Origin of the sequence: Methylocella tundrae (assembly GCF_901905185.1) — a bacterium.
Taxonomy (GTDB): domain Bacteria; phylum Pseudomonadota; class Alphaproteobacteria; order Rhizobiales; family Beijerinckiaceae; genus Methylocapsa; species Methylocapsa tundrae.
Genome location: NZ_CABFMQ020000075.1, coordinates 38874 through 62161 on the forward strand (window position 1 = coordinate 38874; position 23288 = coordinate 62161).

General features: G+C 62.4%; 24 protein-coding genes. 10 read left to right on the forward strand and 14 right to left on the reverse strand.

The features are described 5' to 3' along the window. Positions 1-33: 33 nt before the first annotated feature. The 6 genes from MPC4_RS07580 to petA all read right to left on the reverse strand — a co-directional run bounded on the left by MPC4_RS07580 (position 34) and on the right by petA (position 5673). The gene (locus MPC4_RS07580) at positions 34-756 is read right to left on the reverse strand and encodes an outer membrane protein (RefSeq protein ID WP_174511984.1); all 723 of its coding nucleotides are present in this window, start codon (positions 754-756) and stop codon (positions 34-36) included. A gap of 389 nt (positions 757-1145) precedes the next feature. Further along, positions 1146-2375: a chromate efflux transporter gene (gene chrA / locus MPC4_RS07585; RefSeq protein WP_210253612.1), complete on the reverse strand. Its 1230-nt coding sequence runs from the start codon at positions 2373-2375 to the stop codon at positions 1146-1148. Between the two features lie 42 nt (positions 2376-2417). Then, on the reverse strand, positions 2418-2552 hold the full coding sequence (locus MPC4_RS21735) for a multicopper oxidase domain-containing protein (protein WP_210253613.1): 135 nt from the start codon (positions 2550-2552) through the stop codon (positions 2418-2420). Between the two features lie 240 nt (positions 2553-2792). Next, positions 2793-3662 carry a cytochrome c1 gene (locus MPC4_RS07595; protein WP_174511985.1) on the reverse strand — a complete coding sequence of 290 codons (870 nt, stop codon included), beginning with the start codon at positions 3660-3662 and terminating at the stop codon, positions 2793-2795. A 133-nt stretch (positions 3663-3795) separates the two neighbouring features. Next, entirely contained in the window at positions 3796-5049 is a 1254-nt protein-coding gene (locus MPC4_RS07600; protein WP_174511986.1) for a cytochrome b, read from the reverse strand. Positions 5050-5145: 96 nt separating this feature from the next. After that, positions 5146-5673, reverse strand: a complete 528-nt coding sequence (gene petA, locus MPC4_RS07605) for a ubiquinol-cytochrome c reductase iron-sulfur subunit (RefSeq protein ID WP_174511987.1) — start codon at positions 5671-5673, stop codon at positions 5146-5148. 183 nt (positions 5674-5856) lie between these two features. Between petA and MPC4_RS07610 the strand changes: the two genes are divergently transcribed. The 4 genes from MPC4_RS07610 (at position 5857) to MPC4_RS07625 (ending at position 9608) form a co-directional block, all read left to right on the forward strand. Next, positions 5857-6366, forward strand: coding sequence for a tRNA (cytidine(34)-2'-O)-methyltransferase (locus MPC4_RS07610; protein ID WP_174511988.1), 510 nt, complete (start codon positions 5857-5859; stop codon positions 6364-6366). Positions 6367-6536: 170 nt separating this feature from the next. Then, a complete protein-coding gene (locus MPC4_RS07615; RefSeq protein WP_174511989.1) occupies positions 6537-8072 on the forward strand; it encodes a globin-coupled sensor protein in 1536 nt (511 codons plus the stop codon). 197 nt (positions 8073-8269) lie between these two features. Beyond that, positions 8270-9169, forward strand: coding sequence for an oxygen-dependent coproporphyrinogen oxidase (gene hemF / locus MPC4_RS07620; protein ID WP_174511990.1), 900 nt, complete (start codon positions 8270-8272; stop codon positions 9167-9169). A 154-nt stretch (positions 9170-9323) separates the two neighbouring features. Then, entirely contained in the window at positions 9324-9608 is a 285-nt protein-coding gene (locus tag MPC4_RS07625) for a YodC family protein (RefSeq protein ID WP_244628897.1), read from the forward strand. 78 nt (positions 9609-9686) lie between these two features. Here MPC4_RS07625 and MPC4_RS07630 read toward each other — a convergent pair whose 3' ends face one another. Continuing rightward, on the reverse strand, positions 9687-10376 hold the full coding sequence (locus tag MPC4_RS07630) for a 4'-phosphopantetheinyl transferase family protein (RefSeq protein WP_174511991.1): 690 nt from the start codon (positions 10374-10376) through the stop codon (positions 9687-9689). 195 nt (positions 10377-10571) lie between these two features. On the opposite strand from MPC4_RS07630, the gene MPC4_RS07635 reads away from it, so the two are divergent. Then, on the forward strand, positions 10572-11690 hold the full coding sequence (locus MPC4_RS07635) for a quinone-dependent dihydroorotate dehydrogenase (RefSeq protein WP_280514762.1): 1119 nt from the start codon (positions 10572-10574) through the stop codon (positions 11688-11690). A 23-nt stretch (positions 11691-11713) separates the two neighbouring features. On the opposite strand, the gene MPC4_RS07640 is transcribed toward MPC4_RS07635, so the two are convergent. Then, entirely contained in the window at positions 11714-12109 is a 396-nt protein-coding gene (locus tag MPC4_RS07640) for a DUF6460 domain-containing protein (protein ID WP_174511993.1), read from the reverse strand. Positions 12110-12415: 306 nt separating this feature from the next. Here MPC4_RS07640 and MPC4_RS07645 point away from each other — a divergent pair, with 306 nt between their 5' ends. Genes MPC4_RS07645 through MPC4_RS07660 form a run of 4 tightly spaced genes read left to right on the forward strand, consistent with a single transcriptional unit; the run spans position 12416 to position 16194 of the window. After that, complete coding sequence (locus tag MPC4_RS07645; protein ID WP_174511994.1) at positions 12416-13036, forward strand: 2,3-bisphosphoglycerate-dependent phosphoglycerate mutase; 621 nt, start codon at positions 12416-12418, stop codon at positions 13034-13036. 33 nt (positions 13037-13069) lie between these two features. Then, on the forward strand, positions 13070-13717 hold the full coding sequence (locus MPC4_RS07650) for an alpha-ketoglutarate-dependent dioxygenase AlkB (RefSeq protein ID WP_174511995.1): 648 nt from the start codon (positions 13070-13072) through the stop codon (positions 13715-13717). 8 nt (positions 13718-13725) lie between these two features. Beyond that, the gene (locus MPC4_RS07655; protein ID WP_174511996.1) at positions 13726-14565 is read left to right on the forward strand and encodes a carbon-nitrogen hydrolase family protein; all 840 of its coding nucleotides are present in this window, start codon (positions 13726-13728) and stop codon (positions 14563-14565) included. Positions 14566-14607: 42 nt separating this feature from the next. Next, complete coding sequence (locus MPC4_RS07660; RefSeq protein ID WP_174511997.1) at positions 14608-16194, forward strand: peptide ABC transporter substrate-binding protein; 1587 nt, start codon at positions 14608-14610, stop codon at positions 16192-16194. 27 nt (positions 16195-16221) lie between these two features. Here MPC4_RS07660 and MPC4_RS07665 read toward each other — a convergent pair whose 3' ends face one another. The 5 genes from MPC4_RS07665 to lptM form a co-directional block, all read right to left on the reverse strand. After that, complete coding sequence (locus MPC4_RS07665; protein WP_174511998.1) at positions 16222-16815, reverse strand: cob(I)yrinic acid a,c-diamide adenosyltransferase; 594 nt, start codon at positions 16813-16815, stop codon at positions 16222-16224. 68 nt (positions 16816-16883) lie between these two features. After that, the gene (locus MPC4_RS07670; RefSeq protein WP_134486278.1) at positions 16884-17072 is read right to left on the reverse strand and encodes a twin transmembrane helix small protein; all 189 of its coding nucleotides are present in this window, start codon (positions 17070-17072) and stop codon (positions 16884-16886) included. 110 nt (positions 17073-17182) lie between these two features. After that, on the reverse strand, positions 17183-19867 hold the full coding sequence (locus MPC4_RS07675) for a TIGR02302 family protein (RefSeq protein ID WP_244628898.1): 2685 nt from the start codon (positions 19865-19867) through the stop codon (positions 17183-17185). Positions 19868-19993: 126 nt separating this feature from the next. Continuing rightward, a complete protein-coding gene (lysA, locus tag MPC4_RS07680) occupies positions 19994-21265 on the reverse strand; it encodes a diaminopimelate decarboxylase (protein WP_174511999.1) in 1272 nt (423 codons plus the stop codon). 12 nt (positions 21266-21277) lie between these two features. After that, positions 21278-21535 carry an LPS translocon maturation chaperone LptM gene (gene lptM / locus MPC4_RS07685; RefSeq protein ID WP_174512000.1) on the reverse strand — a complete coding sequence of 86 codons (258 nt, stop codon included), beginning with the start codon at positions 21533-21535 and terminating at the stop codon, positions 21278-21280. 196 nt (positions 21536-21731) lie between these two features. On the opposite strand from lptM, the gene MPC4_RS07690 reads away from it, so the two are divergent. Continuing rightward, the gene (locus MPC4_RS07690) at positions 21732-22544 is read left to right on the forward strand and encodes a transglutaminase-like domain-containing protein (protein WP_174512001.1); all 813 of its coding nucleotides are present in this window, start codon (positions 21732-21734) and stop codon (positions 22542-22544) included. Positions 22545-22794: 250 nt separating this feature from the next. Here MPC4_RS07690 and MPC4_RS07695 read toward each other — a convergent pair whose 3' ends face one another. Beyond that, the gene (locus MPC4_RS07695; protein ID WP_174512002.1) at positions 22795-23277 is read right to left on the reverse strand and encodes a F0F1 ATP synthase subunit B family protein; all 483 of its coding nucleotides are present in this window, start codon (positions 23275-23277) and stop codon (positions 22795-22797) included. Positions 23278-23288: the final 11 nt, after the last annotated feature.

Here is a 23288-nt window from a genome sequence, read left to right on the forward strand (position 1 = left end):
GCCGATATGTTCAAAAAAGGGCTTATAATATCATTATCTTGCGATCCCCGAGGGAGGCAGCAGTCCGTCGAACTTGTAGCTGAAGCCGACCCTAACGTCGTTGGTCGTGAGCGCATGATTAACGCCGGCGCCAGGGCCAGTTACAAAAGTATAGTCTGTCGAAGAGCCGAGATCCATGTAACGATATTCCGCCCGCACAGACCAGTTATTGGTCAGCGCGTATTCAACGCCGCCGCCAATGGTCCAGCCCGCGACCGACTTTCCGATTGAATTGTAGCCAAGGAAAGATTGATAGTTGTTTGTGACGCTGGCGAAGGCGGCGCCTCCCGCCACATAGAAAAGCGCGTGGTCGAGCGCGAAGCCGAGCCGGCCGCGAATCGTCCCCTCCACCGGAATCTGGGTGCCATAGGTGACGGGTCCGAAGCCGTAGGATCTGCTGATTCCGGTTCCGTCGACATCGCCTTCAACGCCGAGAACGACCTGATTGAATTGCAGATTATATCCGACATGGGCGCCGCCGAGGACGCCATTGGGATTGTACTTGACGCCGGATATGGAATAGCCGGGCCCCCACGCCGAGAGAGCGCTGGTTCCCCACGCATAGCCGATCTGACCGCCGAGATAGAGCCCGCTCCAGGTAAAGACGGGAACTGCCGGAGCGTAGTCGCTTGGACCCTGGCCGTAGGGAAGGTCGGCGGCCAGCGCCGAGCCGGCCGTGGCGGCCGCGACGGTCGTCAGGAGCAATCTTTTGAACATGCTCGTCTCCTTTCCAAGGCAAGACGTTCGAAGCGTCGAAACGGCCACGAAGGCCCGTGGAAACGGTTCCGCTCTCAGGCCTGGCGTAAAGCATTCGCAGCTGGCGGCAGAGCGATCGGCTTAGCGTTTCGAATTGCTTACGGGATAGGGGGAAACGGTTACTAAAATGTCTCGGAATATCCTTACCAAATCGCTTCAGCGGCAATTTGATGGATGAGCAGCCAAGCAGGCTCGGCGCGGGGCGTTGTCTCCCGCGAAGGTCAAGCGAGCGACCCATGCCGCCGCCGCGATTGGGCGCAACTGTTCGCGCCGCGATCGGGCTGACCACGCCGCGGCGTTTCGGGGAAAGACCTCCGAAGTATCGTTGGATCGGAGTGTGATACGCGCCCTTACGACATGATATGCGGTAGCGCGATCCCGCCAGCTGCGCTGAGGACGACCACGAACAAGGGCGGAGCACGCCATGCGGTGAGAAGCACAAAGCCCACGAGAGCGATTCCGAAGTCTCCCGGGCCGCCGACTGTACTGGTCCAAACAGGGTTGTAGAGCGCTGAGCCGAGCACACCGACGACGGCGGCGTTGACGCCGCGCATCATTGCTTGCGCCCTCGGGTGCTTCCGGAAGACATCCCAAAAGGGCAACGCGCCCAGCAGAATTAGCATGCCGGGAAGAAAGATGGCGAGGAGGCCCAGGACGGCGCCCGCCAGCCCACGCGGCTGCGCGCTGACCACGGTCCCAAGATAGGCCGCGAAGGTAAAGAGCGGTCCCGGCGCCGCCTGGGCGGCGCCGTAGCCGGCGAGGAAGGCGTTGTCGTCAATCCAACCAGGCGTGACGAAAGCCTCGCGCAGTAAGGGCAATACGACGTGACCACCGCCGAAGACCAATGCGCCGGAGCGGTAGAAGGCGTCGAAGAGGGCGACAGGCTGGGAGCCGCCGAGGTCGCGCAGGACCGGGAGCCCAAAGAGGAGCCCGAAAAAGGCGGTCAAGGCGACGAATCCCACCCTGCGTGAGACAAGCACGACAACATGGTCAGCAGGAGAGGTCGGCGCGCCCCGGCAGAACCACAGCCCCGCAAGCGCGCCCAGCCCGATCGCAGCAACCTGCGCCGCGGACGAAGCGCTGAACAGAATGATCAGCGCGGCGACAACAGCGATGGAAGCGCGCTCGCGGTCGGGACATAGCGTGCGCGCCATGCCCCACACGGCTTGGGCGATGATCGCAACGGCGACGAGCTGCAGTCCATGTAGCAGCCCGGCGCCAGTCGGACCGCTGAGCGCGGCCGCGCCATAGGCGAAGAGCACAAGGGCGATCGCCGACGGCAACGTGAAGCCGACCCACGCCGCGAGCGCGCCGCCGTAACCGGCGCGAAGGAGCCCGATGGTAAACCCGACCTGACTACTCGTCGGACCCGGCAGGAACTGGCACAGCCCGACAAGATCGGCATAGGCGTGTTCGTCGAGCCAGCGTCGGCGCACGACAAACTCGTCGCGGAAATAGCCGATATGGGCGATCGGCCCGCCGAAGCACGTGACGCCAAGCTTGAGGAAGACAAGCAGCACTTCAAGCGCCGAGCCTGTCCCCCGGTCTTTGATCGTGGCCGATTGCGCCGCGATCATCATCGCGTTTCTCCCCCGTATTGGCAGGTTCGCGAGCGCCGGCGCCTACGCATACTTGAAGAGCGCCATGAATCCGAAATCCATGTGGAGCTGCTGGTGGCAGTGGAAGAGCGCCGGGCCCGGAGTGCCGGCGAAAATCGGCTTGATCCACTCAGGTCGGCTCTCATGGAGCCGGATCACGTCTCGGCTGATGGCGCAGGGCGGCTGTCCGCCGGCCGAACTACGCCAAAGCGGGCGAGCTCACCTCAGCCGACGCCCGCTTCAAGCTCAAGCGCCTCTACCGGTCAATCTGACTGGATCGAGCCGGTAGAGCGTTTTCCGATCGAATGGAGTCATTCGATCGATCAGAAATCGCTCCAGATTCAAAGGCTCGAGCATATTCTTGTCGATCAGATCGAACCGATCTGATCGGAATATGCTCTAGTGCGGGCCGACTTTCGCCCAGATACGTTTCTTCACGAGATAGAGGAGCGACGCGAAGATCACGAGATAGATGATGACGGCGAAGCCGAGGCTCTTTCGTGCTTCGAGCTTTGGCTCGGCGGCCCACATGAGGAAGGCCGAAACGTCCTTGGCGTATTGCGGGACTGTCTTTGGCGAGCCGTCAGTATAATCAACGACGCCATCGCTCAAGGGCGGCGGCATGGCGATGCGGTGTCCGGGGAAGTATTCGTTGTAATTTGGGTTGTCGGCCTTCGAGTAGCCATTCAGAAGCGCATAGATATAGTCTACGCCTTCCTCCTGATATTGGGTGAAGGCGTCGACGATAAAGAGCGGGAAACCGCGCTCGATGTCGCGCGCCTTGGCGAGAACCGACATGTCGGGCGGAGCGGCGCCAAGGGCGGCGCGCGCCGCTTGAGGATTGGGGAAGGGCGACGGGAAGTAATCCGACGGCCTGCCGGGACGCTCAAACATGTCGCCCGCCTCGTTCGGTCCATCCTTGACCTTGAAGGTGGCCGCGAGCGCCTTGACCTGATCTTCCGAGAAGGCGGGGCCGCTTGATGACGCCAGATCGCGGAAGGCGACCAGCTTCATCGAATGGCAGTTGGAGCAGACTTCATGATAGACCTGATATCCGCGCTGAAGCTGCGCCCGGTCGAACTTGCCGAAGGGACCATAAAAGCTCCAGGACTGGCGCGCCGGCGCGGGATTCTCTTCGAGGGCCGGCGCGGCGGTTGCGGCTGATTGGTCGGCGGCGACAGAGCGCGTTCCGCCGGCGGTCAGAGCCAGGGCCAAGGCGCCGATGAGAGCCGTTCCGGCGCCCGCGGCGAATATCCTGCGAAGCCTCATGAATTCATTCCTTTTGGACATCAGCCGTCGATCTTGCTTTTTAGAGCGCTCTCGAGCGACGCTTAACCGGACTTAAGCAAATGCGACAAACACGGGCAGGCAGTTTCCCGACGCCGGGAAACCGGAAGAGTCTCTAGTGACCCGCCAGCGCGGGGCTCGCGTCCGCCTGCTCGCCGAGCACGGCTTCCGAGATGGAGGCGGGCACCGGCCGTGTCGTCTCGAAATGACTGAGCAGAGGCAAAATCACCAGGAAGTGGAAGAAATAATAGGCCGTGAGGACGCGTCCGGCGAGAACGGCGCCGCCTGCCGGAGGCTGCGAGCCGACATAGCCGAGCAACACCGCATCGACGACGAAGATCCAGAAGAAGATTCTGAAGAGCGGGCGATAGGCCGCCGATTTGACCTTCGCGGTATCGAGCCAGGGCAGCACGGCGAGGATCAGCACAGCGCCGAACATGGCCAGAAAGCCGCCGAGCTTCGAGGGGATCGACCGCAGGATCGCGTAAAAGGGCAGGTAATACCATTCAGGCACGATATGAGGCGGCGTCTGGAGCGGGTTGGCCACGATGTAATTATCGGCGTGGCCGAGGTAATTCGGGATGTAGAACACGAACCAGGCATAAAGGACGAGGAAGCAGGTCAGCGCAAACCCATCCTTGACGGTAAAATAGGGATGGAAGGGCAGCGTGTCTTTCTCGCTCTTCGGCTCGACGCCCGCGGGATTGTTCGAGCCCGGCACATGCAGCGCCCAAATATGCAGCACGACCACGCCGGCGATCATGAAGGGGAGCAGATAGTGCAATGAAAAGAAGCGATTAAGCGTTGCGTTGTCGACCGAATAGCCGCCCCAGAGCCATGTCGTGATCGCGTCGCCGACGAGGGGGATCGCGGAAAACAGGCTGGTGATGACGGTCGCGCCCCAAAAGCTCATCTGACCCCAGGGCAGGACATATCCCATGAACGCGGTGGCCATGGAGAGCAGGTAGATGAGGAAGCCGATCAGCCACAGGACTTCGCGCGGCGCCTTATAGGATCCGTAATACATGCCGCGAAAGATGTGGATGTAGAGGCCGAGGAAGAACATCGAGGCGCCGTTGGCGTGCCAATAGCGAAGCAGCCAGCCGAAATTCACGTCCCGCATGATGTGTTCGACCGAGTCGAACGCGAGATCCGCGTTCGCCGTGTAATGCATGGCGAGCACGACGCCCGTGGCGATCTGCGAGACCAGCAGGAAGGCGAGGATGCCGCCGAACGTCCACCAATAATTCAGATTGCGCGGATTGGGGAAAACCACAAAGGAAGAGTGCATCAACCCGAGGATCGGCAACCGGCTTTCAAGCCACTTCGCAGCCGGATGCTTTGGGACGTAGGTCGAATCTCCGCTCATGCTCTCGTCTCTGCCATGGTGTGCCGCGTGGAAATCTGCGAGTCGGCTTGCGGTCGCCCGCCTGAGGCGCGGACGGTATGCCGTTTCGCCTCAAGCCTAGCCTATGATGATTTTGATGTCGCTTGCGAATTTGTAGGGTGGCACCGCCAGATTGGCGGGCGCGGGTCCCTGCCGGATGCGGCCCGATTGATCGTAGACCGAACCGTGGCAGGGGCAGAAGAAGCCGCCGTCCCGGAACGGCCCCTCGTTCTTGAGCGGAACGCAGCCGAGGTGGGTGCAGATGCCGATGACGACGAGCCAGTCGGGTTTTTGCACCCGCGATTGATCCGTCGCGGGATCCCTCAGTTCGTTCAAAGGCACCGCGCGGACTTCTTTGACTTCGTCGGGCGTGCGATGCGACACGAAAATCGGCTTGCCGCGCCATTTGACGGTCAGGATCTGGCCTTCCGCTATGCCGCTGATGTCGACTTCGACCGAAGCCGCGGCCAAAGTCGTCGCGTCGGGGCTCATTTGGCTGATCAGCGGCCAAATCGCCGCAGCCGCTCCGACCGCGCCGACGGCGCCGGTCGCTATGAAGAGGAAATCTCTGCGGGTCGGTTCTTGCAACGTCGTAGTGACTGCCATGACATCCTCGACTGGCGCTGCGTCCGCAAGTTCCGAACGCCTCTGCGCTACGCACTAATGAAGCGTAGGGAAAGAATCAACATCTCAGACTAAGGTGTGACGCTTCGACGCCGCTTTTTTTGGCATAAATAAATCATCATACTCGCGCCGGGCCGCCGGACGCCGAACCGGGAGCGCTCCATCATGCCGGGAACTTCGCCAGCGCAATTGACCCTTGCGCTCTATCAGCCGGACATTCCACAGAACGCCGGAACGATCCTGCGCATGTGCGCTTGTCTCGGCTTTGGCGCCGCGATCATCGAGCCGGCCGGCTTTCCCGTCAGCGACCGCCACTTTCGCCGCGCCGGCATGGACTATCTCGATCATGTGGCGATCGCCCGTCACGCTTCGTTCAGCGCGTTCGACGCCTGGCGCCGCCGCGAGGGCGCGCGGCTCATCCTGCTGTCGACCAAGGCGAGCCTCGCCTATACGGAATTTCGCTTCGAGGCGGGAGACATTTTGCTGCTCGGACGCGAATCGGCGGGCGCGCCGGAGGAAGTGCATCAGACCGCCGACGCGCGCCTTCTCATTCCGCTGCAAAACTCCATGCGATCGTTGAATGTCGCCGTCGCCGCCGCGATGGTCGCAGGAGAGGCGGCGCGGCAAATACAGATCGCGCGCCTGGCCGACGCCAATATCGCCGAACGCGGCTAACGCTGCGTCATCGTAGGGTCATGCAACGCCAGGCGCCTGCCGGGCGCGCGCCTTGGCGGGTGGGCGGGGGCCTCCGACAGCCTGACGCAATGTTCGAGACGCTCATGTGGACCCGTGGCGCACAAGCCATCGGTTGATCCGGCGGTTCGCCGCCCGAATGGACGTTAAGTATGAACACGCTCGACCCTTTACAGCAACGGCTCGAATTTATTGATTTTGACGCGAGGGAGCGCGCCGCGCTCCGCGCACTGAAGCCTCTGATCGAAAAATCGCTGCCGCCGATGCTCGTGGCCTTTTACGGGAAGATCCGAAGCACGCCGCAAACGCGCGGCTTTTTCCGCGACGATGAGCATGCGGCGGCGGCCAAAGGCCGCCAGCAAGAGCATTGGCGGATCATCAGCTCAGCCGCCTATGATCAGACCTATGTGCAAGCCGTGAGGGCGATTGGTCAGGTTCACGCGCGCCTCGGCCTTGAGCCGCGCTGGTATATTGGCGGCTACGCCCTCATCACCGCCGGTCTCATTCGCGCCCTTGTAGCGGAGCATTGGCCGAGCTTGCTGCGGCGCTCGAAGCATGACGCCGCCGGCGTCGCAGGAGCGCTCTCCGCGCTCGTGAAGGCGGTGATGCTCGATATGGATTATTCCATATCGAGCTATCTTGACGCCATTGATGCGGAGCGTCTTTGCGCGCAGGCGGCGCAACGCGACGCCGAGCAGAAGGCCGCGGCGGCGATGAACGCGACGGCCGCGGCGCTGAGGCATTTGGCGAATGGCGATCTCAAGGGGCGGATCGACGTCGATCTCGCGCCGGAATTTTCAGCCGTGAAGGCTGATTTCAACGCCGCCGTGGCGCAACTGCAAGACGCCATAGGCGCGGTGTCGAAGTCGGTCTCCGGCATCCGGCTGGGCGTTGAGGAGATTGCCCAGGCCTCTGAGGATCTATCGCGACGCACCGAGAGACAGGCTGCGAGCCTCGAACAGACCGCGGCGACGCTCGAGCAGTTGACCGCCAGCGTCAAGCAGACCGCCAGCGGCGCGGGCGAAGCGGCGAAAGTCGTCGCCGCAATGAAGGCCGACGCCGCCGAATCCGGCGAGGTGGTCAAGCAGGCCGTCTCCGCGATGGGCGGGATCGAGGGGTCGTCGCAGCAAATCTCGAAGATCATCGGCGTCATCGATGAAATCGCGTTCCAGACCAATCTTCTGGCTCTTAACGCCGGAGTTGAGGCCGCGCGCGCGGGCGAAGCCGGCCGCGGCTTCGCAGTCGTCGCGCAGGAGGTCCGCGCGCTGGCTCAACGTTCGGCTGAAGCCGCCAGGGAGATCAAGCTCCTGATCGCATCGAGCGGGCAAGAAGTCGGCGTCGGCGTCGATCTCGTCCGCCAGACCGGCGATTCGCTGCAGAAAAATATCGACCAGATCGCGGGGGTCGATCGTCTTGTGGACGCGATCGCAATATCGGCCCGGGAGCAAGCGGCGAGCCTCAATGAGGTCAATATCGCCGTCAACCAGATGGATCAGCTGACGCAGCAGAATGCCGGCATGGTCGAGCAAGCCGCGGCCGCGACGCGCTCTCTCAGAGAGGAGACCGGCGAACTCTCCCGCCTCGTCGCGCGCTTTCGGATCGACGAGCCGAATCGCGCACGCGCGCAAGGCGACAAGCCGGCGGCGCAGCGGCCAAGGCTCGCGGCCTACGCCAGCGGCAAGACCTGAAGCCCGCCGGATGCGGCGGGTAGCTTCCAAAGACCTCGGCTTCGGGATATTCAACGCGGCGGCCGGCGGCGATTGGCGCTGCGGATAAGCCGGCGCGATCGCGGTGCGCTCCTGATCATTCACGGGCGCGCGCGAGGGCAATGAGCGAGCGATTTCAGGACGGCGCCGATTGGCGAAAGCCGGGGAAGGCTGGACGAATGGTTGAGTGCCAAATTGGCGAGAGCCGCCAGGCGCAGGCGCGCGCCTGGTTCGAGACATTGCAGCGCAAGATCATCGCCGGCTTTGAAAGCCTGGAAGACGACGCTCCGGGGCCGTTCGCCAAGCCCGGCATGGCGCCGGGACGTTTCGAGACCAAGCCCTGGCAAAGGGCGAATAATGGCGGCGGCGGCCTGATGGCGATCCTCAAGGGCCGCGTATTCGAAAAAATGGCCGTCCACACCTCGACCGTGTTCGGGGCCTTCACGCCAGAATTCGCCAGGCAGATGCCGGGGGCAGAGGAGGATCCGCGCTTTTGGGCGTCCGGCGTTTCGTTGATCGCGCATCCATGGAATCCGAATGTCCCATGCGTTCACATGAACACGCGCTTTGTCGAAACCAGCAAGGCCTGGTTCGGCGGCGGCGCTGATCTCACGCCGGTCCTTGACCGGCGCCGGCTCCAGACCGACGCGGATGCCAAAGATTTCCACGCGGCCATGGCGCGCGCCTGCGAGGGCTCTGAGCCCCTCGCCGATTATGCGAAATTCAAGAATTGGTGCGACGATTATTTCTACCTGAAGCATCGCAATGAACCGCGCGGGATCGGCGGAATTTTCTACGATTATCTCGAATGCCCGCTTGACGACGAAGAAAGATTCGCCAGGACGTTCGCTTTCACGCAAGCTGTCGGCCGCAGCTTTCTTTCGATTTACCCGGAACTGGTCCGCCGCAATTTCCATCTCGCCTGGACGCCGGAGGATCGATCTGAACAGCTCGTCCGGCGTGGGCGTTATGTCGAATTCAACCTTCTTTACGACCGGGGCACTATTTTCGGGCTGAAAACGGGCGGCAATGTCGAGGCGATCCTGTCGTCGATGCCGCCGCTTGTAAAATGGCCGTAAGTTTCGGGCTCGCGCGAGGCGACCGTCACGACGGCGACATGCGTTGAATTTAACGCAAGGGAGTCTGGCGCCGGGCTGCTGCGAGGAAACGCCGCGGCCCGTCGGCGCCGGGCAAATAGAGGCCGCATTTGCGCACAACATGGGAGGCAAGCCCTTGAGCGAGACCAGCATCGGCAGCGCGACTTTCGAACCAGGCGACATCGTTCAACTGAAGTCCTTTGGGCCGGCCATGACGGTCGTCTCCGTCGACGCCGAGGGCGTCCATGTGCTGTGGTATGGCGAAGCGACGGATGAACTGAAAACGCATGTCATCCCGGCGATCGCACTCGAAAAAATCACCGTGCTCGATGAGGACGAGGATGAAGAAGACGAGGACGATGAGGACGACGATCGCAAGGGCAAGCAGGCTGGCAAGAAGAAGCGCCGCCGCGACGATTGACCCATTTGGCCGGCGCGCATGAACAAAGCGCCATTGCGAGGCCGTTTCAAGTCTCGCGGGGGTGCGGCGCCGGCGCGTTCAAGTCAATGCAATGGTGGCTGCGTATTCGGCCGGAACTTCGAGCGATTCAACGCGCACCTGCGCCAGCGCGGGCGTGAAGCAATTGTGCTGAGGGTGGATGTCGAGCCTTTGCGGGCCTAATTCAACCAGAAAGTCCTTGAGATAGGCGGTTATTCCGACCCCGAATGCTTTGAGCACGGCTTCCTTGCATGTCCATATCTTGTAAAATGCGTCGAGTTGCGCCGCTCCCTCAAGGTTTTTAAGGAAGCGATGCTCGTCTTCGCAGAAAAAAGCCTCCGCCAGCGCGAGCTCGTCGATATTCTCGCGCATCAGCTCGATGTCGACGCCGATTGGACGCAGCGGCGACAGTCCAATCAGGGCCAGTGCGCTGGAATGCGACACGTTGAAATGCAAATCCTCTCGCCCCGCGAGGACGGGTTTGCCGAAAGGGCCGATCGTGAAGGCGAGATCTTCAGGCCGCCGGCCGCTCGCGTCGGCGAGCAGACGCCGAAGGGCGGCCCGCGTTAGCATGAAACGCGCGCGATCCTCCGCGCGATAGAACCGATTGGCTCGTGCGATTTCGTCGCCCGATAAGACAAGGGCCGACTCGGCGAGGTGAGCGCTTCCTCCAACGTCGACAAGCCAGAGCTCGACCGTCGCATCGGGACTCTCGATCTTTTGCAAACCGGCAGACGCTTTGTGCTGCATGAAGCTTTTCTGGGCGCCCTATTGGGAGAGAACTTTCAAGGAGCAGGAAGCCGCTTAACAAATATCCGATGAGACGCAATCACCGGAAATTTTTCATATTCCCGTGAAATCAGAAAATGATAGATCGGGTTCTCCACTGCGTTGCAACTGGCGCGTCAAGGAGTTTCAGCCATCCACGTCGATCGTTCCCGCTGCATCGCGCTTTTAAGCGCGCTCGCGCAGCCCGTCATGTTCCGCCTCGATCCGGAGACCGCGCATAAAGCAGCGATCAAGGCGCTGGCGCGCCTGCCGCTTGCCGTTCTGGCGGAGCGGGATGACGCGCGGCTTGCGGTCAAGGCGTTCGGTCTCGATTTTCCCAATCCGCTGGGGCTGGCGGCAGGCTTCGACAAGAATGGCGAGGCGGTCGACGCTGTCTTTAGGCTCGGCTTCGGCTTCACCGAGGCCGGTACGATCACGCCGCTGCCGCAACCCGGTAATCCGCGCCCGCGCCTGTTTCGACTCATGCGCGACGAGGCCGTCATCAATCGCTTCGGCTTCAACAGCGAGGGCGCGGCGGCCGTCGGCCAGCGTCTTGCGCGGCGCAAAGGCTCTGCCGCCGCGCAAAAGCCGGGCGTAATCGGAATCAACGTCGGCGCCAATAAGGAGAGCGCCGACCGCGCCGCCGATTATGTGCGCGCCATTGCTGCGCTCGCCGAGGTTGCGGATTATTTCACGATCAACGTATCTTCGCCGAACACGCCAGGACTGCGCAATCTTCAGGAAGCGGACGCGCTCGACGATCTGCTTGCGCGCGTCGTCGCGGCTCGCGACGAGCAAAGGGAATTTTTTGGCCGTAAGCCGGTGCTTTTGAAAATTGCGCCGGATCTTTCGCTGACTGAACTTGATTCGATCGTCGCCCGCGCCAGGGCTCGCAGGATCGACGGCCTCATTATCTCCAATACGACGCTCTCGCGTCCGGCGACGCTTTTGGAGACGCAGACGGCAAAGCAGCAAGGCGGTCTTTCGGGGCGCCCGCTATTCGCATTATCGACACAGATGCTCGCCGCCGCGTTTCTGCGCGTCGAAGGCCAATTTCCCTTGGTCGGGGCCGGCGGCGTCGACAGCGCGGCGCGCGCCCTGGCCAAGATCGAGGCGGGCGCGAGCCTCGTTCAATTGTATTCGGCGCTTGTCTACAAGGGTCTCGGTCTCCCCGCGACGATCAAGCGCGGCCTTCTCGCAGCGTTGGAGCGCAGCGCCTATCCGACCCTTGCAGCCGCGGTTGGCGCATCGGCGAAAGATTGGGCGGCGGGAAAAATCGCAGCGGAAGACATCTGAAACCGGGGCCTTGGAGCCAAAACTCAGCGCTCTCCGCGCATGTTCAAAAGCCGCAGAACGAGCCAGATCGGCACGACGATCGCGGCGCCGACAAGGACATAATCGAAAACCTCCCGGATGGCGTCGAAACCCATGCGATAGATGCGGTTGAAGAGATCGGTCAGCCCGCGAAAAATGTCGATCGGCCTGATGTCGAGCCACATGAAGAGGGCGCCGACGATGAGGGAGACAAAAAAGAGGCGCAGAAAGACGCTGGCGGGGGAGCCCCCGAGAAAACGGTTGAGGGCGCTGCCCGAGCGCGGCGCGGCGGGCGAGCGCTGACCCGCCGTCCACCCTGGCGGCGGTTCTGGCGTCGAACGCGTCCACCCTGGCGGCGGTTCTGGCGTCGAACGCGTCGGATCACTCATGCGGTCGGTCATTGCAACTCCTTTAGAGCATTTTTCCGTTCTCGGAGAAAACGAAAAATCGGATTTGCGCGGATCTTGGCGAATCGGCCGTGCGGCGCTCTGAACATGCCGCGCGATCGGACGCCGCACGCCATCATTCTCCGTTGACGCCGCAAGCCCGCGCGGGGCTTCGTATGCGCGCGGGCCAGCGAAGTTCGCTCAGCCCTTGGGTTTGCCGGGCCGGAAAATTGCTTTAGAGGAGTTCGGTGGAGTTCAAGCCTGCCGATGAGCGTGAGCGCAAAGAGGCGTTATCGCTCATTCGCCAAACAAGGATGAGAGATGGATCGCATTCTCGTGCTCGTGCGCCACGGCCAGAGCGAATGGAATTTGAAAAACATCTTTACCGGCTGGAAAGATCCCGACCTGACGGATTTGGGGGTCGAGGAGGCCAGGATAGCAGGGCGCCGGCTCAAAACGGCGGGCGTCGGCTTCGACCTCGCGTTCACGTCGAATCTGCTGCGGGCGAAACGGACGATGCGGCTTCTCCTTGACGAACTCGGCGCGCCGGATGTGCCGACGGCGAATAGTGTTGCGCTCAATGAGCGCGATTACGGCGATCTTTCGGGCCTCAACAAGGCTGAGGCGGTAAAGACATGGGGCCCGGAGCAGGTTCATATCTGGCGCAGATCCTATGACGTGCCGCCGCCCGGCGGCGAAAGCCTGAAGGACACGGTCGCGCGCGTTCTCCCTTATTATTGCCAGACCATCCTGCCGGCCGTGCTCGACGGGCGGCGCGTCATCGTCGTCGCGCATGGCAATTCCTTGCGCGCGCTCATGATGGTGCTCGACAAATTGACCCCGGAGACGATTCCATCGATGGAGCTCGCGACCGGCATCCCCATATTATACCGGCTGAAGTCCGATTCGACCGTGGACAGCAAAGAGGTTTTGGCCGGCTGATCAAGCGATCCTGAAGGAGCGCCGACGATTTTGATGGAGGACTTGTTTCCAGCGTCACGAGTTGACGCCGAGCTCGCTCCCGGATTGATCCTCGCGCGCGGCTTTTTCGACGCCGCGGCTCAAAAACAGCTGGTCGCGGACGTCAAAGCCCTGGCCGCGCAATCGCCCTGGTATCGGCCGCGCATGCCGCGCTCAGGAAAGCCGTTTTCCGTCCAGATGACGAATTGCGGCGCGCTCGGATGGGTCTCCGATGTCGACGGCTATCGCTACCAGTCGCGCCATCCCGTGACGGGCGAGCCGTGGGCGCCCATTCCTGAACTGGCGATGGACGCCTGGAGCGCGCTTTCGTCCTATCCGCATCCGCCGCAGGCGTGTCTTGTCAATCTCTACGACGCCGGCGCGCGCATGGGCCTGCATCAGGATAGCGACGAAGGGGATTTCTCCGCCCCGGTGGTTTCGATCTCGCTCGGCGACACAGCCATTTTTCGCTTTGGCGGGCGCAGCCGCGCCGATCCAACAAGAAGCGTCAAGCTCCATTCGGGCGACGTCGTCGTGCTCGGCGGCCCGTCCCGGCTCGCCTTCCACGGCGTTGACCGGATTCTCGCCGGCTCGTCGTCGCTGCTGCCGGGCGGGGGGCGCATCAATCTCACCCTGCGCGGGGTGACGAGGCCAATGCCTTAGAGGGTACGATGAAGGTTTCGCTCATTCAGATGAACTCGGTCAGCGACAAATCTGCCAATATCGAAGCTGCGGCCAGGCTGATTGAACGGGCTGTCGCGGAAGAAGGGCCGGATTGGGTGTCCCTGCCGGAATGCTTCGACTTCCTCGGCGGCGACCGGGCCGCCAAATTCGAGGCCGCGGAAAAGCTCCCCGATGGTCCCGCCTACGCCGCCATGCAGGCGCTGGCCAGCCGTCACAAAATCTTCATACATGCCGGTTCAATCCTCGAAAAACCGGAACAGGGAGACCGTCTCCATAACACGACAGTCGTCTTCGACCGGGGCGGAACGGAGATCGCCCGCTATCGGAAAATCCATATGTTCGACGTGACGACGCCGGACGGCGCGCAATATCGCGAAAGCAATTCGTTCGCGCCCGGCGAGGCCGTCGTGACCTATCCTTGCGAGGACATGATCGTCGGCTGCTCGATCTGTTATGACCTGCGGTTTCCGGACCTTTTTCAGGCGCTCGCCGCGCGCGGGGCGCAAATGATCGCGCTGCCCGCGGCGTTCACGCAGCAGACGGGCAAAGACCATTGGGAGGTTTTGTGCCGTGCGCGGGCGATCGAGACGCAGACTTTTTTTTGCGCCCCGGCGCAGACGGGCGCCCATGTCGTCGGCAATGAAAAGCGCCTGACCTATGGTCATTCGCTGGTCGTCGATCCATGGGGCCATGTGATCGCCAAAGCCTCCGACGGCGTTGGAATCGTATCGACCCGCATCGATCTCTCGCAGGTCGATCGGGTGCGCCGGCAAATTCCGGTGGCGCAGCATAAGGTCCGGTTCGACCTTTCCGCGCCAGAACACTGAGCGGGCGGATGGCGTCTTGACTGGAAGCCGCCCGAAAGGATCATGGCGTTGATCTCGCGCGGGCTCCTCATCGTTGCGCTGCTTCTCTGCCTCGGCGGCGCCTCGCATGCGGAAATGGTCTGGCGGCGCGGCGCGCTTGGCGATCCCGGTTCGGTTGATCCGCATAAAGCGACGACCCTCATCGAGAATAATGTGCTTGAGGATCTCTTCGAGGGGCTCGTCAGCCGCGACGCGCATGGCGCTCTGGTTCCAGGCGTCGCCGAAAGCTGGAGCGTCAGCCAGGACGGCGTCGTCTATGTTTTTCGTTTGCGCCCGGACGCCAAATGGTCGAATGGCGAAGCTGTGACCGCCGATGATTTCGTTTTCGCCTTCCGCCGGCTGATGGCGCCGCGTACGGGCGCTCCTTACGCGAGCATCCTTTACACGTTGAAGAACGCGGAAAAAGTGAACAAGGGCGAAGTTGCGCCTGAGGCTCTGGGCGTCCGCGCTTTGGCGGACGGGCGTCTTGAAATCACGCTTGAACGCCCGACGCCCTATTTTCTCGAGCAGCTCGCCCATTTCACCGCGAAGCCCCTGCATCGAAAGTCGATCGAGGCGTTCGGCGCCGACTTCGCCCATCCGCAGCACATGGTGACGAACGGCCCCTTTACGTTGCAGAAATTCATTCCGAACGATTCCATCGTTCTCGTCAAAAATCCGCACTACCATGACGCGGACGAGGTGGCGCTCGATCGGGAGGTCTTTATTCCGCTGGAAGACCGCTCGGCTGCGTTGCGCCGATTTATGGCCGGTGAAATCGACTCTTATGATGAAGTGCCGGTCGAGGAGATCGCTTTCGTGCGCAAGAATTTGGGCGAGGCGCTACGCATTTCGCCCAATCTTGGGGCCTATTTTTACGCCTTCGATACGAGGCGGCCGCCTTTCAGCGACGTCAGGGTGCGGCAGGCGCTCTCAATGGCGATTGATCGCGAATTTCTTGCCGGCCGCATCTGGGGCGGCGTCATGTCGCCAAGTTACAGTTTTGTGCCGCCCGGCATCGCGAGCTATGGCGCTCCGGCCGAGGTCTCCTGGAAAGGCTTGAGCCTTGCGCAGCGGCGGGAGGAGGCGCGCCATCTTTTGCGTGAAGCGGGCTTCGGAGAGGGCGGCAAGACGCTTGATGTCGAGATACGGTTCAACAATTCAGGCAGCCACCGCGCCACCGCCGTCGCTATCGCCGACATGTGGAAGACGATCGGCGTCACGACGCGCCTCATCGGCTCCGACGCCGCAACCCACTACGCTCTCTTGCGCGAAAAACCGCCTTTCGACGTCGTGCGAATGAGCTGGTACGCGGACTACCCCGACGCCCAGAACTTTCTGTTTCTTGGCGAGAGCGGCAATCAGGGATTGAATGTCGCAAGCTTTTCCAGCGCAGCCTATGATGCGCTCATGCGCAAGGCGAGCGGGGAGGGCGATCCTGCGCGGCGCTCCGCCATTCTGCACGAGGCCGAGGCGCTGCTTTTGAAAGAGCAGCCCTATCTCGTGCTGATGGATTATCGCTCGAGCGATCTGATCTCGCCAAAACTGCGCGGCTGGGAGCCGAATGCGCTCGACGTTCATCCCGGCCGCTATATTTCCATCGCGCCGTGAAGCGGATGCTCGGATAAATCATTGGTCTCAGCGGTTTTGTCCAGGCACCCACAAAATATCGCCTTCGCCCTTGCGGTTGACGTAGCGCGCCGCGACGAACAGAAAATCGGAGAGCCGATTGACAAATTTCAGCGCCGGCTCGCCGACCTTTTCGCCTGGCGCGTCGGCGAGGGCGACGAGGAGCCGCTCAGCCCGGCGCGTCACCGTGCGGGCGAGGTGGAGCGCCGCGGCCGCCGGCGAGCCGCCCGGCAGGACGAAAGACTGCAAGGGAGGCAGTTCGGCGTTCAGCTCGTCGATCTTGCGTTCGAGCCGATCGACCTGCGCCTGAACGATCCGCAGCGGCTCATATTGTGGCGCGGCGCCCTCGTCCGATTCGGGGACGCAAAGGTCGGCGCCAAGGTCGAAGAGATCATTCTGGAGGCAAAGCAGCATCGCGTCGACCCTTGCGCAATGCGGCGCGATCGAGGTGGAGACGCGGGCGAGGCCGATTGCGCAATTGGCTTCGTCAATCGTGCCATAGGCCTCGATCCGCAGATCGTTCTTTGGGCGGCGCTCGCCGCTGCCGAGCGACGTTTTCCCCGAGTCGCCCGTGCGCGTGTAAATTCGATTCAAAACTACCATGCGTTTCCATTATCCCAAGGCGGCGCTCTTGACGGCGCCAATTAAAATTTATCCATTCGCCGCCGACGTCAACGGCGCAACCACAATATGCCGATGATGACGATGATCGCGACAAACTGCAAACCAACCCGCCATCGCATCAGCTTTTGCGACAGATTGGGATTGCCGCCACGGATCATATTGGCGAATCCGGCCAACAGGACGAGGAATACCGCGCCAATGGCGATGGCTGCGATGAAATTGGTTGCGGCGTACATGCCTGAAGCGCTCCGGCGAAAAGTTAGGGCAAGCGAACGAACAAAAACTAAGCGAAATCCATCGAATCGAGACGAAACGCATGGCGAGGCGTCGCTACTGTTCTGAAAATTCAGTACCGGCGCAGCAGGCGTTCGAGATAGTCGGTCTCCTCGCGCGGCCGTGACGGTTCGCTGAGGCGGCGGCGCAATTCCTCAAGCACCCGCTGGGCGCGCTCTGCCGCGGGAACGCCCAAGGGGTCGTATTTGGCGCTCGGATTGAAGGCGCGTTCGCGGCCCGTCGGCCGGCCGAGCGGGTCCGTGCCATTCTGACCGAACTGTCCCTGCTGGCCTTCGCCCTCGCCTTGGCCTTCGCCTTCGCCTTCGCCGGGCTGGCCTTCGCCCTCGCCTTCCCCTTGGTTGCGCAGCGCCTGCGCCAGTTTTTGCGCGCCCTCACGCAGCCCGTCGACGGCGCGTCCCTGCGCCTCTACCGCGGGATCATTGCCGTGGGCGCCTTCACCGAGCGCCTTTTGCGCATCGCGCATCGCCTTTTGCGCTTCACTGAGGCCGGTATCTCCTTGACCCGCCTTGTTCAGTCGCTTTTGCAGCTCTTCAAGGCGCCTTTGGAGATCATTCTGACGATTTTGCAACTCGGCCTGGCTCTGACCGGGAGGAGGGGCCTTTCCGGTCTGGCTATCGCCTTCGCTCTCCTGATCATTATCGCCATTGTCCTGTGGCTGGCCCAAGCCTTGTTGCTCGTCCTGGTCCTCCAGCGGATTACGCTGGCGTCGCTGCTGGCGCTTGGCCGCCTCGCCGCTTTGATAGGTGTCGTCGCGCAGATCCTGCTGCTGTTTGCTCATCTGATCGAGCTGGTCGACCGCGCGGCTGAGTTCGCGCGATTTCGGATCGGCGTTGCGCCGCCGCGCCTGCTTCAGATTTTCGAGAATATTCTGCATCTGGTCGAGCATTTTCTGAGCCTCGGCGTTGTCGCCGTTCCGGGCCAGATCCTGCATCTTGTCGAGCATTGCCTGTAACTGCTTCTGACTGATCGCCTTGCCGCGGCTCTGCTTGTCATCCGCGCCTTGATCGGCCCGATCCATGTCCTTTTGCTGCTGTTCGGCGAATTCGCGCAGGAACTTGTCCATGGCCTCGCGCAAATTCTCGGTCAGTTTCTTGATTTCATCGGGCGGCGCATTGCGTTGCAGCGCCTCGCGCAATTGCTGCTGCGCCGCGCGCAAGTCGCGTTCGGCCTCCGAGAGATCGCCGTTCTCGATGCGCAGCGCCATCTGCCAGAGATAATCGGCAACCTCGACGAGATCGCTGTCCTTGCTCGCCGCAGCGAGACGCTCGGAGGCGACGCGAAGGCCAAGATAAACGCCGGCGCTGACGCCAAAAGCGTCAGGCTCGATCATCAAAGCGTCGAGAGCCGTCGACACGCGTCCCTTGTCGTCCGGAGCAAGCACGAGATTGCGGCGTTGTTCGACAAGCGCGCGGGCAAGAGGCTTGGTGAATGGCTTTTGCGGCAGGGTGATCGTCACGGGATCGCTTTTGCCTTCATTGCCGCCTTCATCGCGGGCGATCAGCGTCATTTCGACCTTGGCCCCGGCCCAGGGATGCTCGGAGAGATCGATCGTCGTTTCCGCCTCCCCGGCCTCGTCGCCCGTGGGCGGAAGCTGGAGCGGCGCCTTAGGCGGATCGACCAGCGAGCGTTTGCCCGGCTTGCCCCCGGGCGCGATCGGATTTGCGAAGGACGCTTCTGCGTTGATCGCACCGTAATCGTCGGTGATCTGGTATTTCAGGGTCAGGGAGCCACGCGCATTCGCCTTTGGCGGGTCGGTCAAGGCGATCACAGGCGGATTGTCGGCGATCGCCGCGAATTGGAATGCGCCGATCGAGGCGATCGCGAGACTTGCGTCGCCGTTCAGAACGAGCCTCTTCTCGCCCGGATTTTGCGCCTTCGCGGCAGCCGGCGCCGGCCCATTCGCACCGTCAGTCTGTTTGTCCCTGGCGGGCTCGATCGGTGCTTCCGTCAAGGCGCCGGCCGCCTGATAATCGACTGCTCCGCTTGAGCTGCGAATGACGATGGTCGAGCCGATCGGCGCCGCGATCTTCTGCGCCTCCATCTGCTTTGAAAGGACGATGGGCGCCCGGCCGGTATAGGCGGGGGGATCGACCCAGGCGTCGATCCGCTGCCCGGCGGAGGGCAGGCCGCTGAGCCGCCAATCGAAAGCGGCGGCGAGGCGCGCATATTTTTCGGGCCCCGCGACGAAGGCGGTCGCGATGAGGCCGACGAGAACCGCGGCGCGCAAGGCGTAGCGGTCAACGTCTACGAGGCGGGGCGAGGGCAGCCCTGTCCGAAGCAGCGCCACCGCCTTCGCCGCGCGCTGCCGGTGCAGGCTCCACAAGGCGGCCGTCGCGGGGTCCTCGCCAGCGTTGCCGAGCCGGTCATCGAGCACCGCCGCCGGACGTTCCTTTAGCTTCGAGACGCGATCAATCCGCTCCAGCGCTTCCCGGCGTGACGGAAAACGCAGTTTCCGCAGCGGCGCAAGGCCGAGGACAAGGCCGATGCCGAAAACGCCGACGCCAAGCGCCCGCGCCCAATGCGGGATTTCCAGCCAAAACCCGGTCCAGGAAAGGCAGATGAAAAGGCCGATGAGGATGAGCGGCGGCGCGAGGAGGCGCCAGCTCCGTTCAAAGAGTAGAAGCGCCCGAGTCCTCGCGGCCAGTTGCTCAAGCCGGGGATGTTTCGACGCGCCGGGGGGCGCCGCCTCGGGAGAGACATCGGGGTTGCCAGGGATCGGGCGTCCAAATATCCGCAAAAAGATCTCCAGATCGGCGGTCTGCGGCTTCTCGCGCGGTTTGGCTGAATTTTGAGCCGGCGCGCGCCTCGTCTTCAATAAAGCTAGCACGTTGGCGCGTCTTCGCCAGAGGCGAGCCGGGACTATCTAGCGCAACCACGCCGGAATTTTGTCCAGCGCAATCAATTCATCGTAGGTTCTACGCGGACGAACGAGCGCATATTCGCCGCCGTTGACGAGCACCTCCGGAACAAGAAGCCGGGAATTATAGGTTCCGGCCTGCACCGCGCCATAGGCTCCAGCCGACATGACGGCGAGGAGATCGCCGGGCTGGGGCTCTGGCATTTTGCGCCCCTGCGCCAAATAGTCGCCTGTTTCGCAGACCGGGCCGACAATATCGGCGAGAATTTCCGGCGCCTGCGGCCGGGTGGCGCGCACCGGCCTCACATCGTGATGGGCGTCATAAAGGGTCGGGCGGACGAGATCATTCATCGCCGCATCGACGATAACAAAAGTCTTTGCCTCGCCGCGCTTCACGTAGATGACCTTGGTCACGAGAATCCCGGCGTTGCCGACGATAAGGCGTCCCGGCTCGAAAATCAGGCGGCAGCCGAGGCCGCCGAGCCGCGCTGTGACGATCTTGGCGTAACGGTCGGGATGGTAGCTGTCTGGATCTTCACTCTCGCGATAGGGAATGCCGAGCCCGCCGCCAACATCGACATGGTCGATGTCGTGGCCGTCCGAGCGAAGGATTGAGACGAAATCGGCCGTGAGCGCGAAAGCGTCGTCAAAGGGATTGAGGTCGGTGATTTGCGAGCCGATGTGGATATCGATGCCGCTCACCTTGATCCCCGGCAACGCCGCCGCTTCCGCGAAAACGGCGCGGGCATGGCTGATCGGGATGCCGAATTTGTTCTCGGCCTTTCCGGTCGAGATTTTCGCGTGGGTCCGCGCGTCAATGTCGGGATTGACGCGAAGCGCGATCGGCGCGGTCCGGCCCATGGAGGCGGCGACCTCGGAGAGCGCGCGCAATTCAGGCTCTGACTCGACGTTGAAGCACAAAATCCCCGCCTCGAGCGCGAGCGCCATCTCGGACTTCGTCTTGCCGACGCCGGAAAAAGTGATCTTTGAGGCGGCCGCGCCAGCCGCGAGCGCGCGTCGCAATTCCCCTTCGGAAACCACGTCCATTCCGGCGCCGAGCCGCGCCAGCGTCGTCAGCACGGCCTGATTGGAATTGGCTTTCAATGCGTAACAGACGAGCGCGTCGAGATGGCTGAGCGCGCCTTTGAAGACCTCGTAGTGCCGGCTCAGCGTCGCGCTTGAATAGCAATAAAAGGGTGTTTCGACGACCTCGGCCAATGCGGCAAGATCGACATCCTCAGCGTGCATGACGCCGTTCTTCATCGCAAAGTGATGCATGGCGCCAGGACGTCAGAGCAGGGGATCAAGAATGAATGGCCGCGGCGGAGCCTTCACAGGGGCCGCGGCCGGCTTCGCGGCAGCCGTCGCCTCGCCCGGCAAGGCGAGTTCGCTTCTCGGCTCCTGCGCGGCTTCGGGAACCCCGGACAGCGGCGTCACGGGAGTCGAACCAGGCGGCGCCTCAAGCGGCCCGCGACGACCGCAGCCCGCAAGGGCCAGGGCGAAGGCGAGGCAGACGGCGGCGCGGAAGATAGGGCGATAGCAAATCACGAAGCAGCTCCGGGGAGGAGCGCTACTATAAATGAAGCGCAATGGGAAACGAAAAGGCGGCTCCCGCTCTGCCCGGGCGCGCGAATGAGTGCCTAATAAACCCTCAGGCGACGGGCGCCATAGCTGCTACCATGAGAGACGGATGGTGTGCGGACGCGGCTTCGCCTTCCGGCCGGCCCCAATGCGGAGACGCTCCTTGAAACTTCGAATCGGTTACGAAATCAGCTATGAATTTCCCCAGCCGACCCCGCTGATCGGCATGTTGAACGTGCATTATTCGCGCGTCGCTGACCTCGCCGAGCCCGATCACATCAAGACGTTCCCATCGGTTCCGATTTCTGGCTACCGCGACATGTACGGAAACTGGTGCAGCCGCATCCTCGCGCCCGCGGGGAGGATGACGCTGTCGACCGACGCCATCATCTCCGACTCGGGTCTTGCCGACGACATCGCGCCAGGCGCCGCGCAGATGCCGGTCGAAGCCCTTCCCGAAGAGGCGATCCTGTTTCTCCTTCCGAGCCGCTTTTGCGACAGCGACCGTCTGCTGGATCTCGCCTGGACCTTGTTCGGGCAGACCAAACCCGGCTGGGAGCGGGTTCAGGCGATCTGCGACTTTACCCATCAGCGCATCGAGTTCGGATATCATTTTGCGCGCGTGACGCGCACCGCCTCGGAAGCCTATCAGGAAGGGCAGGGGGTCTGCCGCGACTACGCCCATCTCGCCGTCGCGTTCTGCCGCGCGCTCAACATTCCGGCGCGTTATTGCACCGGATATCTCGGCGACGTCGGCATGCCGCCGCCTTATCCGCCGGGCGATTTCGCCGCCTGGTTCGAGGTCTATCTCGGCGGTCAATGGCGCACCTTCGATGCGCGCAACAATGAGCCGCGCATCGGCCGCGTTCTCCTGGCGCGCGGCAGAGACGCCGCCGACGTCGCCATTACGACGACGTTTGGACCCAATACGCTGGCCGGCTTCCGGGTGTGGACAGATGAAGTATTGGACGCCTGAGTTCAGCGACGGCGGATCGCCGTCCTCACTTCCGTGGCTGCGGCCTTAACCGCGCCAGCCGCCGAAGTTTCACGCAAGGAGGGCGTCAGTTCAGCTGAGAAGACGCCGATAAAAAAAGAGCGGGTTTGCCGATTTCCTCGGACAACATCCGCTCCTGATCTCGCATGATCTCTGAGACGTTCGTAACTTCTTTCGCTTATGCCTTTGAACGCATGATGTGGGTCCGAAAAGTCTGCAATGGCATCATGCTTTAGTGAAACAGCCCTTTCAGATCGGCGATGCCCTTTTGAATGAGCTGCTCGCCAAAGGGCCCCTTCGCCTGATCTTTGAGAACGAGGCCAGCGGCCCTTGTCGCGGCGTCGGCCGCGGCTGCGCGTACTTCGGCCGTCGCTTGGGACTCGGCTGTCGCGATCTTGTCCTGCGCCTGCCTGGTGCGCCGCTGGATGAATTCCTGTAGCCGGTCGGCGGCTTCCTTGGCGAGACGATCGGCTTCGGCATGAGCCTGCGCGACAACGGCTGCCGCCTCGGCCTCGGCGTCAGCGAGCCGCTTGCCGAAAGAGGCGAGAACGGCCTCGGCTTCGGCGCGCAGCCTTTCGGCCTCGGCGAGTTCGGCCTTGATCCTGTCGGCGCGATGATCGAGCGCCGCGTTGAGTTTTTTATGGACGCCGAGATAGGCAAGCAGGCCAACGAAAAGGATGAATCCAAAGGCGACGAAAGTTTCTTCGTTCAGCATCGTCTCTCTCC

What these genes read in the sequence shown, in the direction of transcription:
- lysA (WP_174511999.1), bottom strand. Translation starts at nt 21,265, where the DNA reads ATGCATCACTTTGCGATGAAGAACGGCGTCATGCACGCTGAGGATGTC.
- MPC4_RS07695 (WP_174512002.1), bottom strand. Translation starts at nt 23,277, where the DNA reads ATGCTGAACGAAGAAACTTTCGTCGCCTTTGGATTCATCCTTTTCGTT.
- MPC4_RS07665 (WP_174511998.1), bottom strand. Translation starts at nt 16,815, where the DNA reads ATGGTAGTTTTGAATCGAATTTACACGCGCACGGGCGACTCGGGGAAA.
- MPC4_RS07600 (WP_174511986.1), bottom strand. Translation starts at nt 5,049, where the DNA reads ATGAGCGGAGATTCGACCTACGTCCCAAAGCATCCGGCTGCGAAGTGG.
- hemF (WP_174511990.1), top strand. Translation starts at nt 8,270, where the DNA reads ATGGTTGAGTGCCAAATTGGCGAGAGCCGCCAGGCGCAGGCGCGCGCC.
- MPC4_RS07645 (WP_174511994.1), top strand. Translation starts at nt 12,416, where the DNA reads ATGGATCGCATTCTCGTGCTCGTGCGCCACGGCCAGAGCGAATGGAAT.
- MPC4_RS07610 (WP_174511988.1), top strand. Translation starts at nt 5,857, where the DNA reads ATGCCGGGAACTTCGCCAGCGCAATTGACCCTTGCGCTCTATCAGCCG.
- chrA (WP_210253612.1), bottom strand. Translation starts at nt 2,375, where the DNA reads ATGATGATCGCGGCGCAATCGGCCACGATCAAAGACCGGGGGACAGGC.
- MPC4_RS07630 (WP_174511991.1), bottom strand. Translation starts at nt 10,376, where the DNA reads ATGCAGCACAAAGCGTCTGCCGGTTTGCAAAAGATCGAGAGTCCCGAT.
- MPC4_RS07650 (WP_174511995.1), top strand. Translation starts at nt 13,070, where the DNA reads ATGGAGGACTTGTTTCCAGCGTCACGAGTTGACGCCGAGCTCGCTCCC.
- MPC4_RS07640 (WP_174511993.1), bottom strand. Translation starts at nt 12,109, where the DNA reads ATGACCGACCGCATGAGTGATCCGACGCGTTCGACGCCAGAACCGCCG.
- MPC4_RS07580 (WP_174511984.1), bottom strand. Translation starts at nt 756, where the DNA reads ATGTTCAAAAGATTGCTCCTGACGACCGTCGCGGCCGCCACGGCCGGC.
- MPC4_RS07655 (WP_174511996.1), top strand. Translation starts at nt 13,726, where the DNA reads ATGAAGGTTTCGCTCATTCAGATGAACTCGGTCAGCGACAAATCTGCC.
- MPC4_RS07660 (WP_174511997.1), top strand. Translation starts at nt 14,608, where the DNA reads ATGGCGTTGATCTCGCGCGGGCTCCTCATCGTTGCGCTGCTTCTCTGC.
- MPC4_RS07595 (WP_174511985.1), bottom strand. Translation starts at nt 3,662, where the DNA reads ATGAGGCTTCGCAGGATATTCGCCGCGGGCGCCGGAACGGCTCTCATC.
- MPC4_RS07615 (WP_174511989.1), top strand. Translation starts at nt 6,537, where the DNA reads ATGAACACGCTCGACCCTTTACAGCAACGGCTCGAATTTATTGATTTT.
- petA (WP_174511987.1), bottom strand. Translation starts at nt 5,673, where the DNA reads ATGGCAGTCACTACGACGTTGCAAGAACCGACCCGCAGAGATTTCCTC.
- MPC4_RS07670 (WP_134486278.1), bottom strand. Translation starts at nt 17,072, where the DNA reads ATGTACGCCGCAACCAATTTCATCGCAGCCATCGCCATTGGCGCGGTA.